The following is a 14,862-nucleotide window of genomic DNA, read 5'->3' on the forward strand; positions in this document are numbered from 1 at the left end:
ATCCGCGATTTGCCCACGACCATCGGACTGGAAATGCCACCGGCGGTGACATTCACTCCCTCCATGCACCACCGCACGCCAAGGCGAAATGTCGAACCACGCGGCCCTGCGCGCCATGGCATAGCGATTGCTATACCTGTATATACAGGAACGATCCACGGTAACACTTCCACCGAACCCAGGATGCTGACATGTCCGAAACCCTGCTCCTGACGCCCGGCCAGTTCGACCTCGACCAGCTGCGCGCCATCTACCAGCACCAACCCGACCTGCAGCTCGCGGACCATTGCCGCGAAGCCATCCTGCGCAGTGCGCAGACGGTCAGCCAGATCATCGCCGACCAGCGCACCGTCTACGGCATCAACACCGGATTCGGCCTGCTGGCGCGCACCTCCATCGCCGAGGACCAGCTCGCCACCCTGCAGCGCAACCTGATCCTCTCGCACTGCACCGGCACCGGCCCGCTGCTGGACGACGCCAGCGTGGCGCTGATCATGGCGCTGAAGATCGGCTCCCTGGCGCGCGGCTTCTCCGGCGTCGGCCTGCCGGTGATCGAGACACTGCTCAAGCTGTACCAGGCGCGGGTCTACCCGTGCATCCCCTCGCAAGGCTCGGTGGGCGCCTCAGGCGACCTCGCGCCGCTGGCGCACATGTCCTCGACCCTGCTGGGCGTCGGCCAGGTGCGCCATGAAGGGCGCATCCTCGAAGCCACCGAGGGCCTCGCCATCGCCGGCGCCGAACCGCTGGTGCTGGGGCCCAAGGAAGGCCTGGCGCTGATCAACGGTACCCAGGTGTCCACCGCGCTGGCCCTGCGCGGGTTGTTCGCGGCGGAGAAGCTGTTCATCTCGGCCGTGGTCGCCGGCAGCCTGACAGTGGAAGCACTGAAGGGCTCGTTCGTGCCCTTCGATGCGCGCATCCAGGAAGTGCGTGGCCAGCCGGGGCAGATCGCAGTCGCTGCGCTGTACCGCGAGTTGCTGCACGACAGCCCGATCAACCACTCGCACATCGACTGCAAGCGCGTGCAGGATCCGTACTCGCTGCGCTGCCAGCCACAGGTGATGGGCGCGTGCCTGGATCACCTGCGCTTCGCTGCCGGCGTTTTCCTGCGCGAGGCCAATGCCGTTTCCGACAACCCTCTAGTGTTCAGCGCTGACGGCGATGTGCTGTCAGGCGGTAACTTCCACGCCGAGCCGGTGGCCATGGCCTCCGATGTGCTGGCGCTGGCGATCTCGGAGATCGGCGCGCTGTCCGAGCGGCGCATCGCCCAGCTGGTGGACCCGGCGATGTCCGGGCTGCCGGCCTTCCTGGTCAAGGAAGGCGGGCTGAACTCCGGCTTCATGATTGCCCAGGTCACCTCGGCGGCGCTGGCTTCGGAGAACAAGACCTGGGCCCACCCGGCCTCGGTGGACAGCCTGCCGACCTCGGCGAACCAGGAAGACCACGTCTCCATGGCCACTTTCGCCGCCCGCCGCCTGCAGGACATGGCCGGCAACAGCGCCGGCGTGGTCGCCATCGAATTGCTCGCCGCCGCGCAAGGCGTGGACTTCCACGCGCCGCTGCAGAGTTCTCCACAGCTGCAGGAAGTGCGCACGCTGATCCGCAGCCAGGTGCCGCACTACGAGCAGGACCGCTACTTCGCCCCGGACATCGCCGCGGCGCGGGCGTGGGTGGAAGACGGGGTGATGAGCCGCTGGATCGGTTACGCGCGGCTGTACGGCTGATAGATGGCGTTTTACGCCATGCCCGCGAACAGCGCCTGTAAGGCGCTTCTTGCGGACCGTGGAATGGTTGATGGGTATCGCTTCGCTCCACACATCCTGGAAAAGCAAAGGGCGCCTCCCGGCGCCCTTTTCTGTTCAGCGTGCTTCGAGTTCGATCACGCAGATATCCGCACGACCCGCCACTGTCAGCCGCCACTCGCGCAGCGCTCCATCGCCCTCGGCGATCAATGTGTCATGCAGGCCCAGAACTCCGCTGGCCACGCCGTTGAGGCTGATATGGATGCCCTCGCCGGCACTGAACAGCAGCACGGTCGAAGCGCTGCTGAAGAAGTGCGCCGAACCATCGAGCTTCAGCCATTGCAGGCGCGCACGGTAGCGAGCCGGCGAATAGATCAGGTTGAAGTCGCGGATCGCGCCGCCCAGCAGTGTGCAGTCCACCGCGCTCGCGCCATCGAAGGCGAAGGCATCGAGCGCGCGCAGGTCGCGGGAGTCGGCGCCGTCCACCTTCAGCCGCATGCCCTCGCCTTCCAGCACGCTGATGACGCGCTGGTAGCCGGTGAACGCGGAGAACGGGCCCGGTGCACCGACGTCGGCGATGGACACGCGCCAGCCGAAACCTTCCAGGCCGTCGCCGGCGTCGCGGACGATCTCGCGGGTGGTGCCCGCGCCGTTCTTCCAGGGCATTGCCGGATAGTCGGCGGCGCGCAGTAACTTGGTTGCGATCATGAACTGAAACGTCCTTCCAGGCGGTAGCGCGAGCCCGGATACAGCAGGCGCGCGCTGGTGACGGTATTGCGCCCCGACCAAGTGCGCCGGCGTATCAGCAGGCACGGCTCATGGCGGTCGACGGACAACAGCTTGCATTCCTCTGGGCTGGGCAGCACCGCCTCGACCACGTGCTCGCCCTCGCTCAGCGGCGCCACTTGTGTGAGGTAGGCGAACGGCGTTTGCCCGGTGAAATCCTGCTTCATGTAGTCCGGCGCCACGGCTGCGTTGACGTAGCGGTCCTCGATCTGCACCGGGATATCGTTCTCGTAGTGCACGATGATCGAGTGGAAGATGCGCTGTCCTTCGCGCACATCCAGCGCCAGCGCGCGCTCGGCGGTGGCCAGTTCCTCGATCAGGCTGACCACCACGCAATGATGCTTGTGGCCGCGGGCGGTGATTTCCTCGGCGATGTTCTGCACCTGGAACAGCGCCGACTGGCCCTTGGGCTCGGCGACGAAAGTGCCCACGCCCTGCATGCGCACCAGCAGGCCATCGGCGGTCAGCTCGCGCAGCGCGCGGTTGATGGTCATGCGGCTGACGCTCAGTTCCTCGACCAGCTCAGCCTCGGACGGCACGCGGTGGTGCGGCGGCCAGGTGCCGGACTGGATCTGCTGGATGATCAGTTGCTTGACACGGGCATACAGCGGCGCGGGAATTTCCCCCATCTGCGCGGCGAGCGACGAACCCTCGGCGGGCGGGGTAGGCGTGGACGATGCGGGCACGGGAAACTCCTTGTCGTGGCGACGGCTGGTCTGACTCCGGCATGTACCGGATTCGACCGGTGCATACAAGTCCTCTGACGACCGTCGGGTGCCTTGCAGTTTACGGTCCCGGCAAACATCTGTATATGTATATACAAATTCCCCGCTTATTTAACAAGAACCCTGCGAGGCCCCGCGCATGCCCGTCCTGTTCGCCGAAACCGCCCTGCTGCCCTCCGGCTGGGCGCGCAATGTCCGCTTCGAGATCGATGCCGACGGCCTGTTCACCGCGATCACCCCGGACGCTAGTGCAGTGGGCGCCGAACAGGTTGCCGGGCCGCTGCTGGCAGGCATGCCGAACCTGCATTCGCACGCCTTCCAGCGCGCCATGGCGGGCCTGGCGGAGGTCGCCGGCAACCCCAACGACAGCTTCTGGACCTGGCGTGACCTGATGTATCGCCTGGTCGGCCGCCTGTCGCCCGAGCAGGTCGGCGTCATCGCCCGCCAGCTGTATATCGAGATGCTCAAGGCCGGTTACACCGGCGTCGCCGAATTCCACTACGTGCACCATGACGTCGACGGCAAGCCCTACACCAACCCGGCGGAACTGGCCCTGCGCGTCAGCCAGGCGGCGACGGATGCCGGCATCGGCCTGACCCTGCTGCCGGTGCTCTACTCCCACGCCGGCTTCGGCGGTCAGGCGCCCAGCGAAGGCCAGCGCCGCTTCATCAACAGCACCGAAGACTACCTGAAACTGACCGACGGCCTGCGCGCCCACCTGGCGACGCAGCCGCAGCAGGGCCTCGGCCTGTGCTTCCACTCCCTGCGCGCAGTGACGCCGCAGCAGATCACCGAGGTGCTTGGCGCCGACTCCAGCGGTTGCCCGGTGCACATCCACATCGCCGAGCAGCAGAAGGAAGTCGACGACTGCCTGGCCTGGAGCGGCCGTCGTCCATTGCAATGGCTGTACGAGAACGTCGAGGTGGATGAGCGCTGGTGCCTGGTCCACGCCACCCACGCCGAAGCCGACGAAGTGACCGCCATGGCCCGCAGCGGCGCGGTCGCCGGCCTCTGCCTGACCACCGAGGCGAACCTGGGCGACGGCATCTTCCCGGCGGTGGATTACCTCGCCCAGCACGGTCGCTTCGGCATCGGCTCGGACAGCCACGTATCGCTCAGCGTGGTCGAGGAATTGCGCTGGCTGGAATACGGCCAGCGCCTGCGCGACCAACGCCGCAACCGCCTCTACGGCCAGGACCAGCCGATGGTCGGCCGCACCCTGTTCGATGCAGCGCTGGCCGGCGGCGCCCAGGCTCTCGGCCAATCCACCGGCGAACTGGCGGTGGGCAAGCGCGCCGACCTGCTGGTGCTGGACGGCGGCGATCCGTACCTGCAGACCGTCCGTGGCGACGCCATCCTCAACCGCTGGTTGTTCGCTGGTGGCGATCGCCAGGTGCGTGACGTGATGGTTGCCGGGCAGTGGCGCGTCCGCGGTGGCCGGCATGCGCTGGAAGAACAGAGCGCCCGCGACTTCGCCCTCGTGCTCCGCGAGCTGCTGGGCTGACCCTGTCACCCATCCTGCGTCGAGGCTCCCGGTGAAATTCGGGAAAGGCCGGCCATGAAAAAACGCCCCTCGGGGCGTTTTTTCGTCAGGGCGCGGTGGCGGTTTCCCCCGCCCGCCAGATCAGGTCGTCGGTCTGGTAACCGCGCTCGTGAGCCAGCTCCAGCAGCTTCATGCGGGTGGCGTCCGGCACCACCGGTTGGCGCGAGAGCAGCCAGAGGTATTCGCGGTTGGGGTTGCCGACCAGCGCGGTCTGGTAGTCGTCGTCGACATAGAGCACCCAATAATCACCCTTGGCGAGGCCGGGGAAGATCCGCGAGAAGGTGTTGTCGAAGCGCACCCAGAGCTTGTCGGTACGGCCCGGCACCTGCGCCTCGGCGCGGCCGGTGGCCTGGTCCCACTGCCCATCGGTGGTCAGACAGCGGTTGGTCACGGCGACGCTGGCATCGTCCTGCAGGCGGTAGTGAGCTTCGGATTGCGCGCAGTGGCGCTGGAAGAACATCGGCTTGCGCGCCAGCTCGTACCAGGTGCCCTCGTAGCGCTTGAGGTCGACCTGCACGGTCTGCGGTGGCTGCTGGGCGGAGCCCGCGCAGCCACTCAGAGCGGCGAGGCAGGCCAGCCAGGTGAGGGATCGAGGGGTGTATCGACGCATTCTCTCCTCCTTGGCCGCCTGCCCTGCCCGAGTGCTCTTACTTCAAACCCTGGGCGGAGAACAGCAGCACTTTGTCGCCGGCGTACTGGATGCTGATGAAGGCCTTGTCGTCACCCCAGGTGCAGCTGGAAACGCCCAGTGCGCCGGAGCATTCGGTGGGTTTGCCGAGCAGGCTTTCCACTTCAGCCTTGGCCATGCCGGTTTTGATCTTGGAATAGTTCTCCTGGTTCACTTTGCTGCAAGCGGCCAGGACGACACAGAACGCGACGAGCGCGAGGCGGCGGAAGGACATCGACAACTCCATTGTTTTTGGGGGAGGCCAACAAGCTTGGCACAGGGCGACCGGTTCGGCCGCGGGGTTGGAGTCAGAAACGTGAGCCAGGTTCCGTGAGGAACGAAGCTTCTTCAGCCGTGGAGTCGCGGCCGAGAATGGCGTTGCGGTGAGGGAAGCGTCCGAAGCGCTCGACTACCACCTGATGCTTGCGTGCGTAGGCGAGGTAGCCGGCGAACAGCACCTTCTCGCTCTCGCTGGATTCGCCCTGCAGGGCTTCATACAGACGCACTGCCTCGTTCTGGCTGGCCAGGTCTTCGGCGTGCTCCAGCACGATGTAGACAAACACCCGCTCGATGCGCGGCAGCTGGCGGTCGAAACCGGCCTGCAGGCCCATGCGCACCAGTTGCTGGGCGCGGGCGTCGCCGGCGTAGGCACGCGGAGAATCGCGGAAGACCATGCGCGGCAGCTGGTCCAGCAGCAGGATCAGCGCCAGCCAGCTCTGCGGCTCGCGCTCCCACTCCTGCAGCCCGCCGTCCAGGGCCTGGCGCACCAGGCCGCCGAAACGGTTTTCCGAGTCCACGTCCTGGCAGCCGCTCTTGCCGAACCACAGCGCGTTGCGCTGGGCGGCAACCTCATTGGCATCCAGCGCAGTGCCGAACCACCAGTCGAGCAGGGTCTGCCAGGGCGCGGTGCTCATCAGCCTTCCTGGTGGTAGGCGGTGGCGCGCTCGACTTCTTCCTTCGAGCCCAGGAACACCGCAACACGCTGGTGCAGGCTGTCGGGCTGGATGTCGAGGATGCGCTGGCGGCCGTTGGTGGCGGCGCCGCCGGCCTGCTCGATGATGAAGGACATCGGGTTGGCTTCGTACATCAGGCGCAGCTTGCCGGGCTTCTCCGGTTCGCGGGAATCGCGCGGGTACATGAACACACCGCCGCGGGTCAGGATGCGGTGTACGTCGGCCACCATGGAGGCGATCCAGCGCATGTTGTAGTTCTTGCCCAGCGGGCCTTCCTTGCCGGCCAGCAGCTCGTCGACGTAGCGCTTCACCGGGGCTTCCCAGTGGCGCTGGTTGGACATGTTGATGGCGAATTCGGCGGTGCTGGTGGGCACGGTGATGTTGTCGTGGGTCATCACGAAGCTGCCCAGCTCACGGTCCAGGGTGAAGCCTTTCACGCCGTTGCCCAGGGTCAGGATCAGCATGGTCTGCGGGCCGTAGATGGCGTAGCCGGCGGCGACCTGGGTGGTGCCCGGCTGGAGGAAAGCTTCCTCGCGCAGGCTGTCGTTCTGGCTCAGGTATTCCTGCGGGCAGCGCAGCACGGAGAAGATGGTGCCGACCGAGACGTTGACGTCGATGTTGGAGGAGCCATCCAGCGGGTCGAAGACCAGCAGGTAGGCGCCTTTGGGGTATTTGCCCGGAATCTGGTAGGGGTGGTCCATTTCCTCGGACGCCATGCCGGCCAGATTGCCGGCCCACTCATTGGCTTCCAGGAGGATTTCGTTGGACAGCACGTCCAACTTCTTCTGCACCTCGCCCTGCACGTTCTCGGTTTCCATGCTGCCGAGCACGCCACCCAGCGCGCCCTTGGACACGGCATGGCTGATCTCCTTGCACGCGCGGGCCACCACTTCCACGAGGTGACGCAGGTCGGCCGGGGTGTTGTGACTGCGGGTCTGCTCGATCAGGTAGCGGCTCAGGGTAACGCGGGACATGGAAGACTCCAGGGGAGAAGATGGAAAAAATCAGGGCGCATTCTAGCGTGGAAACGACCGCGATGCCTCCTTGCGCAGAGGCTCGCCGAATGCTTGGAGCCCGCCGCGCACGGGCAGTTCCCCAAAGGCGATCGGCCCCGCGACCTTCGGCCGCGCGGCGAGCGGTGCACTGGAAAGAAAGCGGGGTGACGGCCGCAACCGCCCGTCACCCCGCGACGCTCGGATCAGACGATCAGAAGTCCAGGCTCAGCGCCAGGTTGATGCCCTGGGCCAGGTCGTCGCTGCTGCGGTGCGCGCTGTAGCCGCCGCGCAGCGACAGCTCCGGGGTCAGCTTCTGGGCGAAGCCGATGGTGGCACGCTGCAGGTGGCTCTGCGGGGTGTAGCCCTGCAGGCTGAAGCCGACGTCCGGCAGGCTGGTGAAGTTCATCCCGACGTTCTGGGTGTCGTCGGCGTATTCGCGCTCCACGGCGACCTCGCCGAACAGCTGGGTGTCCTGGGACAGATCCAGCTTGCCCTGCAGGCCGACGCCGAGGCGGCGGGAGTAGCGGTTCTGCTCTTCAAAGGCCAGCGCGGTGGAGCGGCCGCTGTCCTCTTCGTAGCTGTCCACCTTCACTCGCGCCCAGTCGGCACTGACGAAGGGCGACAGGTGCCAGTTCTCGCCACCCTGGGCGATGTCGTAGCCCAGGCGGCCACTGAACGCCAGCAGGCTGCCGTCGGTATCGGCCTTCTCTTCGACCTCGTGGTTGATGATGGAGAACTTCCGATTGGCGTCCTCGTAGTCGAGCTTGCCGCCAGTCACGGACGCGTCAGCCCACCAGCGGTTCTGCTGGAACTGCACGAACAGGCTGCCCAGGTAACTGTTGAGCTTGTAGTCGGAGTCGTCGGAGCCCAGCTCCAGCTTCTGCCGGTAGAAGCCCAGCGAGCCGCCGACACGCCAGGCGTCATCGAGGCGGTAGCTGGTGCCCAGGGTCAGGTTGGCACCGTAGCCGGAGCCGTCGGCCGCGCTGTCCTGGTCGTCGTAGTCCAGGTGCTGTGCGCCCCCGGTGACGAAGCCGCGCCACTGGCCGGTGCCCTGCCAGTTTTCCCAGTCCGCCAGCCACTGGCTGCGAAGTTGGTCCTGGTAGGCGTTGTAGGTGCCCAGGGCCATTTCCGGCAGCATGGTCGCTTCCCATGGGGCGGAGAGCACCGAGTAGGCGTAGTCGGCGATCAGGCTCTGGCCGGCGATGGTCGGGTGCACGCCGTCGTTGAAGATCAGCTTGGTCGGATCGGGGTTGCTGCCGTGGCGGCCGTACACCGCGTTCTCGGGGCAGCTGTTGCCACTGAAGCAGGTGCCGATCAGGTTCTGGTCGGTGGCCAGGCCGTAGGCGCCCGGGTTGGCCAGTACTTCCTTGAACATCGCCGGGATGTTCAGCGGAATGACGTTGGCGTCGGAGGCGGCCAGCTGGCTGACCAGCTCCTCGTTGAAGATGCCCGACAGCTGGGTCCCGAAGGATTCCAGCGCGGTGCCGTTGGTGGCCGGGGTCTGGCCGAGGTCGGGCAGCAGCCAGACCATGATGTAGCGCGCCCCCGCGTTATGCAGCGCATCCACGCTATCCACCAGACGGCCGGCCGCAGCACGTGCGGTGGGGTCGTTGGTGATGCGCAGCTGGAGGAAGTCGTTGCCGCCGCCGGTGAGGTAGTACAGCGCGTTCGGGTCGGCGCGGTTGTTCACCAGGTAGCCATCACGGGTGCGGCTGGTGGAACCGGAAGTGACGACCGATCCACCGGCAGCGGTGATCGAGTCGTAGATCTGGTCGGTGCGGTAGCCGCCGACGGCCCAGTTGTTGCCGTCCACGGTGCCGGGGACCAGCGAGGTCGAGGGGTTCAGGTCGGTGCCACTGATACCCAGCTTGCCGCCCAGGATCATCGGCGCGGTGGGGCCGAAGATCTCGCCGCTGCCGTCCAGGTAGGTCGGGCCGACGCGGTTGGTGAAGCGGGTGCTGGCGCCGGCAGGGCCGCCGGCGTCGGCGAACTGTCCGGAATCGCTCAGGCTGTCGCCGAAGACGACCAGGGTGGAATACGGCGAAGGGGCTGCGGAGGCCTGTGTGGCAATGGCCAACGCGCACGCAGCCGCCAGCGGGGTGAGCGCCTTTCTGATCATTCTGCTACTCCATGCTTTGTTGTTATTGGTAATCAGAACAACCCAGACAGTATCAGAATTTCTACAGGCGACACCCCTATCTTGCGGCGATCCGCGTCGATCAGCTCGCCTGGCGATTGCTCCGCAGCAGGCTCAGCGCCATCAGCGCGAGCAGGCCGACGCCAGCCAGCAGCAGCGCCCACAGGCCGTAGCGTTTCCAGCGGGTATCGGTTTTCGCGACATCGGCGGGCAATTGTGTCGCCGGCGCCTGCAGAGTGCCCTTGAGACGCGCCTCGCCCATGTTCGCCAGGCGCTTGGGCTCGTAGCCGGGCACCAGGGTGGTCAGGGGCAGGCTGCCATCGCTGAGCGAGCCGCTGCCCACCGCCAGTTCATAGGGCGCGCCGCCGCGGGCGAGGAACACCAGTTCGCTGGCGCGGACGCCCACGCTCAGGTGCGCCGTCGAACCGCCGAGGCCGCCACCGCGCGAATCCACCTGCAGACGCAGCTGGCCCAGGGTGGTGCCGGGCAGTTCCAGCTCCTCCTGGGTGATTTCGCCGCCCTGCCCCGGCAGGCGATACAGCACGCCTCGCGCCAGGGGAGTCCACTGAACATTGCCGTCATGGCGGCCGGAGATCACCACCGGCGCCAGGGTGTTGTCCTGCTGCAGGGGAATCCGCACGCGCTCTACCGGCAGCGCCAGCGGCAGGCTCCAGCTGAAATCGCCATTATTGTCGGCCTTGGCCGCCAGCGGCTCGGACCAGAGCATCGGCACCGGCCCGCTACTGCTGCGGCTGCCACTGAGCGTGGCGCCGATCAGTTGTGCGGCCTGCTCCGGCGACTCCCACCACAGGCGCAGGTAGCGCGCCGTCTGGCCGGGCAGCGCGATGTCGTTCTGCTCGATGCGCTGGCCGTTGAAATCCAGCCGCGCCAGCTGCCCTTCCCCCAGGGAACGCCAGTGCTCCAGATCGTCACTGGCCTCGATGCGCAGGCGCTGGAAGCCGTCGCTGTCCGCCGTCCAGTCCAGCAGCAGGCGGTCCAGCGGCAAATCGCCGGAGCCGGTTTCCAGCAGCCAGCCGCGCAGTACCTGGGTCTTGTCCTGAGCAGGCGCGTTCGGAGTGATTTCGAGGATGGTGCCGGTGGTGCTGCGGACGATCTTCAGGTTGTCGCCGGCCGCGCTGCCGGAAGCACCGCGCAGCGGGAAGATGCGCGCCTGCACTTCGCTGCGCACCTCCTTCTCGCTGGCCGCGCTGGTGCGCAGGCTGTAGGGCAGCGCCTCGCCTTCGGCATTGAAGATGCGCACGTCTCGCAGGTCGCCATGGCGGGCCGCGAACAGCACCTCGATAGGCAATTGCACGCGGTACCACGGACCGTCGCCGGACACCTCCAGCGGAACACGATGGGCGAAGTCGGCCGGCGTGGGTGCGGCACTGGCCTGGTTGCCCGACAGGCAGGCACCTGCGAGCAGGACGAGGGTCTTGAGCTTCATGCGGAGGGTTGCTCCTGTTGCGGTTGCGCTTCGGGCACCGGCCGGCGCGGCGGCAGCGGCGCGAAGTAGCCGACGATCAGCATCAGCACGCCGACGCCGATGAAGGAAATGATGCGTTCCAGGCTGCCGCCGCTGGCGCGGTCGACGAGGAACAGCTTGATCACCACCACGACCAGCAGCACCGCACCGACCAGCCAGAAGTCGCGGCGGCCGCGCAGGTGCCCGGCGATCATCAGGCCCAGGGCGATCAGCGCCCAGACGATGGACAGCCCGGCCTGCACCAGCATGGACTGGCTCAGGGAGTCGAACTCGAACGGCACGCTCCCCCAGTGGTGCGCGGTGCGGCACACGGCCATGGTCAGCAGGGCGAACAGCGAAGCACCGAGCACCGCCTGCACCGGCAGGCGCAGGGTCGACTCGGCCACGCCCAATTGCGGCAGGCCCAGGCGCGTCCACTGGAAGACCGCCGCCAGCACGATGAGCATGCCCAGCTCCAACGGGTTCACCAGCGGCAGGTAGGGCAGCGGGTCGGCCGCGCCGTTGCTGAACAGGTTGACCAGCCAGAACCAGCCCAGCAGCGCCAGGGCTACCGGGGCGGCGGCGATGGCGCGGTACTCGCGCTCGAAGGCCGCCACCGGCCACGGCAGGCGCGCGACTCCGCCCATGAGGATGAGGAACAGGCTCGGCACCAGCGCCCAGCCCAGCCAGCGCCAGGCGTTGTAATGCTCGGCCAGGGCGAAGAACAGGTAGCGCAGCTCCAGCGCCAGCACACCGAGGATCAGCCAGCAGCCCAGCACATGGGCTGCCTGTGCCGCACGGTGCGGCAGCAGTGCAGCGAGCCGGCGCAGGGTGAAGAAATGCACCGCGAACACCGCCAGCCAGCCGAGCCAGCCCAGTTCCGCCAACGGGTGGTATTGCAGGTTCCAGGCACTGGCCAGCGCCACCAACGACACCGGCACCAGCGCCAGGCACAGCAGCGCCAGCGCGCGCCATTGTTCGCGCCGCGCCAGCAGCGACCAGAGGCCGACGCTGGCCGCTGCCACCAGCAACGCCGTGTGTTCACGCATCTCGCTCGGCACGAATCGGGCGATCTCCCACAGTGCAGTCAGTGCCCACCAGCCGGCGCCCCACACCAGTAGAAGTTGCGACAGTTGCTCCAGGCCAAGGCCACCCAGCGCCAGGCTGCGCTCGCGCTCGCTGGCTCGGTGCAGTCGCCAGGCGCCGACCAACGCGGCCAGCGCCAGCACCGCCGGGGTCCAGAAGCCCATGTGCGCCATCGGCCTCAGACCTTCACTGGGCAGGTCGCCGAACAGTGCGGAGCCGCCGAGCAGGAAGGCTCCCGCGCCGATCACCTGCAGCACCAGGCCGAAGACGAAGGCCGCGCGCTGCTGCAATTGCAGGCTCAGCCAGAGGATCAGCAGACCGCTGCCGGCCCAGACGGCGGCGGAGGTCTGCCAAGGCAGCACGAAGAGTACGGCGAGGTTGATGAAGGCCAGGCCCAGCAGCAGAACCACACTCAGGCCGAGCATCAGCCGGCGGTCGTCACGTACCAGTGAATCGCGCGAGGCGATGAGCATGGCGGCGATCAGCGCCAGGCCGATCAGCGAGGCAGTCACCAGCCCGCGCCATCCCGAGCCAAGCACACCACTGCCCTCCTGCGCGCCGTGCAGATGCAGGAGGAACACCGCACCGCCCAGCAATTGCACCGCAAAGGCGCAGGCCAGGAAGGTGCGCGAACGCAGGCGCAGCGCGGCGAACAGTGTCGCCAGCCCGGCGACGGCCCAGGTCATGGCCGTGCCGTCCGCCCCCATCAGCAGCGGCGCGATCAGGTAAAGGAATGCCAGACCGAAGGCCGCCAGCACCGGGCGGGCGTTCGGCTCCCAGCTGCGCAGGGTCTGCGCATCGGCACCGCGCAGATTCCAGAAGCTGAACAGCAGCGCTACACCGAGCATCAACGCGCCCAGCGGTGCGCCGTCGAGCAGCGTCAGCGACTGCGGGACGGCACGCAGTTCGCCGAGGAAGGCCAGCGCGGCACCGATTTGCAACAGCAAGGCGAAAATCCGCGCCAGCGGCCGCTGCTGGCGCAAGCCGAGCCAGAAGATGCCGGCGCCTTCCACGGCCCAGGCGGCGGAGGTCCAGCGTGCGTCCAGACCCAGCGGGATCGCCAGCGTGCCGAACACCACGCCCAGCGCCAGGCAGGTTTCCACCAGCAGCAGCGCGCGGCCGGCGGTGCGCCCGGCGAGCAGGCGGGCAAGCACCATATAGAACAGGCCCAGCGCCAGGGCGCTGAACGCCGCACCGAACTCGAGGTGCTGGATGATTCCGTACTGCAGGCCGAAGCCCACCAGCGGCGTGCCGAACAGCACGGTGCCGTCGACGTAGTCGGTCTGCCGCGCCGACCAGCGCAGCAGCGCCTCGCGGGAGTCGTCCTCCGGCGCGCCAGCCGCCTCGCGCAGGCGACGGCGGGCGAACAGCAGGCCGATGGCGACGTAGGTGAGGAAGAACAGGATCAGGAACGGCTCGGTCGTGCCGAACAGCTCCGGCTTGTATGACCGCAGCCCCCAGGCCAGGCCGATGCCGAAGGTGCCGAAGAAACCGATCAGGTTGAGCATGCGCCAGGCCTTGAACCAGGCGATGGCGAAGATGCCGGCGTTGAGCAGGGCGAAGTAGCTGAACAGCGCGACATGGCTGCCACCGCCGGTGGACGCCAGGATCGGCGCGGCGAAACCACCCAGCGCCGCGGCGGCGGCCAGGCCCAAGGCGTCCTGCAGGATGGCGAGGATCGCCGAGAACAGGGTGACCGCCACCAGCAGCACGAAGCCGGCTTTCGGGTCGATCAGCACTTCGCCATGGTTCATCGCCGGGTACAGCTTGATGCTGGCGAACACCGTCAGGTAGAGCACCGCGACGCCGGTACCCTGGAGTACCAAGGCATAGGCCGGGCGACGATGACGCAACCACCAGCCGAGCCCGAGCAGCGCCAGCGCGGCGGCGGCGGTGCCGATGTAAGGGCCTTGCGGCGGCATGGTCATGCCTTCGGTGGCGTAGCGCAGCAGGAAGGCCAGGCCGAGGAACAGCAGCACAACGCCGACGCGCAGCACGGTGTTGCCGCCCAGCAGCCAGTCGCGGGCGGCGCCGAAGGCGCGGTCGAACAGGGACGGCGCGGGCGGAGATGGTGGCAGCGGTGGGGCGGCAGGAGTCGGCTGCGGATGGGCCTCGGACTCCTCGGCGCGAGCCTGGAAGGCGGGCCTTTGCATCGGTTCGAGCACCAGGTCGGACCACTCGATGGGCTCTTCCACCCGCGCGGCAGCGGCAGCGGCCGGCGCCAGCTCGTCGGCGGGCAGCTCGATGTTCCAATCAAGCTCGGTGGCAGCGGGTTCGCTGACGGGTGCCTCGTCCTCGGGCTGGACTACGGTCGGCGCAACCGGCATTTCCGGTGCAACGTACTCGACAACGGCCGGCGGCGTCTGCCCGCTCGCGCCACGTTCCACCTGCAGCAGCCGCTCATACAAGGCCTTGGTGCCCTGGTCGAAGCGCTCGCCAAAGGCCTTCAGCTCACCGCGAAGGCTGGCGTTCTCCCGCTGCAGGCTGTGCAGCGCGAAGGTCTGTCCCAGCGCGAGGCCAACCACCGCGCCCAATACCGCCCCGGCGATCGACTCGCCCGCAGCGGCGCCGATGACCAGGCCGACCAGCATGAAAATCCATTGCATGCTTTCGAATCCTTGAGGTTCTGTGCGAATCCATCCCGAACCGGGCAGCAAGGCCCGGCAGGCTGAGTATATCGGCCCAGTTCCCTGGCCTGCGTCCACTAACTCTCAGCTTCATCGAATCAGACGTCGGACACAGCCTTTCGGCTACGCAGAAACGAAA

The 14,862-nt window shown here is 67.4% G+C and carries 11 protein-coding genes; 2 read left to right on the top strand and 9 right to left on the bottom strand.

Features of this window, described 5'->3' with window-relative positions; all coding sequences use genetic code 11:
- Positions 1-191: 191 nt before the first annotated feature.
- Complete coding sequence (gene hutH, locus IB275_RS28395) at positions 192-1,721, top strand: histidine ammonia-lyase (protein WP_192293261.1); 1,530 nt, start codon at positions 192-194, stop codon at positions 1,719-1,721.
- A gap of 135 nt (positions 1,722-1,856) precedes the next feature.
- On the opposite strand, the gene IB275_RS28400 is transcribed toward hutH, so the two are convergent.
- Positions 1,857-2,447, bottom strand: coding sequence for a HutD/Ves family protein (locus tag IB275_RS28400; RefSeq protein WP_192293263.1), 591 nt, complete (start codon positions 2,445-2,447; stop codon positions 1,857-1,859).
- Complete coding sequence (gene hutC, locus IB275_RS28405; protein ID WP_151188577.1) at positions 2,444-3,154, bottom strand: histidine utilization transcriptional repressor HutC; 711 nt, start codon at positions 3,152-3,154, stop codon at positions 2,444-2,446. Before hutC ends, IB275_RS28400 begins: the two co-directional genes overlap by 4 nt.
- A gap of 235 nt (positions 3,155-3,389) precedes the next feature.
- On the opposite strand from hutC, the gene IB275_RS28410 reads away from it, so the two are divergent.
- Positions 3,390-4,754, top strand: coding sequence for a formimidoylglutamate deiminase (locus tag IB275_RS28410; protein ID WP_192293265.1), 1,365 nt, complete (start codon positions 3,390-3,392; stop codon positions 4,752-4,754).
- 85 nt (positions 4,755-4,839) lie between these two features.
- Here IB275_RS28410 and IB275_RS28415 read toward each other — a convergent pair whose 3' ends face one another.
- From IB275_RS28415 to IB275_RS28445, 7 genes are all read right to left on the bottom strand, one after another.
- Positions 4,840-5,403 (bottom strand): lipocalin family protein, encoded by a 564-nt coding sequence (locus tag IB275_RS28415; protein ID WP_192293267.1) that lies wholly within the window; start codon positions 5,401-5,403, stop codon positions 4,840-4,842.
- Positions 5,404-5,440: 37 nt separating this feature from the next.
- On the bottom strand, positions 5,441-5,695 hold the full coding sequence (gene bamE, locus IB275_RS28420; RefSeq protein ID WP_081515360.1) for an outer membrane protein assembly factor BamE domain-containing protein: 255 nt from the start codon (positions 5,693-5,695) through the stop codon (positions 5,441-5,443).
- A gap of 73 nt (positions 5,696-5,768) precedes the next feature.
- Complete coding sequence (locus IB275_RS28425; RefSeq protein WP_192293269.1) at positions 5,769-6,374, bottom strand: DUF924 family protein; 606 nt, start codon at positions 6,372-6,374, stop codon at positions 5,769-5,771.
- Positions 6,374-7,387 carry a class 1 fructose-bisphosphatase gene (locus IB275_RS28430; protein WP_045215817.1) on the bottom strand — a complete coding sequence of 338 codons (1,014 nt, stop codon included), beginning with the start codon at positions 7,385-7,387 and terminating at the stop codon, positions 6,374-6,376. Before IB275_RS28430 ends, IB275_RS28425 begins: the two co-directional genes overlap by 1 nt.
- A gap of 232 nt (positions 7,388-7,619) precedes the next feature.
- Positions 7,620-9,527: an esterase EstP gene (gene estP / locus IB275_RS28435; protein ID WP_192293271.1), complete on the bottom strand. Its 1,908-nt coding sequence runs from the start codon at positions 9,525-9,527 to the stop codon at positions 7,620-7,622.
- Positions 9,528-9,627: 100 nt separating this feature from the next.
- Positions 9,628-10,992 (bottom strand): DUF3999 domain-containing protein, encoded by a 1,365-nt coding sequence (locus tag IB275_RS28440; protein WP_192293273.1) that lies wholly within the window; start codon positions 10,990-10,992, stop codon positions 9,628-9,630.
- The gene (locus IB275_RS28445) at positions 10,989-14,702 is read right to left on the bottom strand and encodes a DUF2339 domain-containing protein (RefSeq protein ID WP_192293275.1); all 3,714 of its coding nucleotides are present in this window, start codon (positions 14,700-14,702) and stop codon (positions 10,989-10,991) included. Before IB275_RS28445 ends, IB275_RS28440 begins: the two co-directional genes overlap by 4 nt.
- Positions 14,703-14,862 lie beyond the last annotated feature (160 nt).

This window comes from Pseudomonas sp. PDM21 (assembly GCF_014852505.2).
GTDB lineage: Bacteria > Pseudomonadota > Gammaproteobacteria > Pseudomonadales > Pseudomonadaceae > Pseudomonas.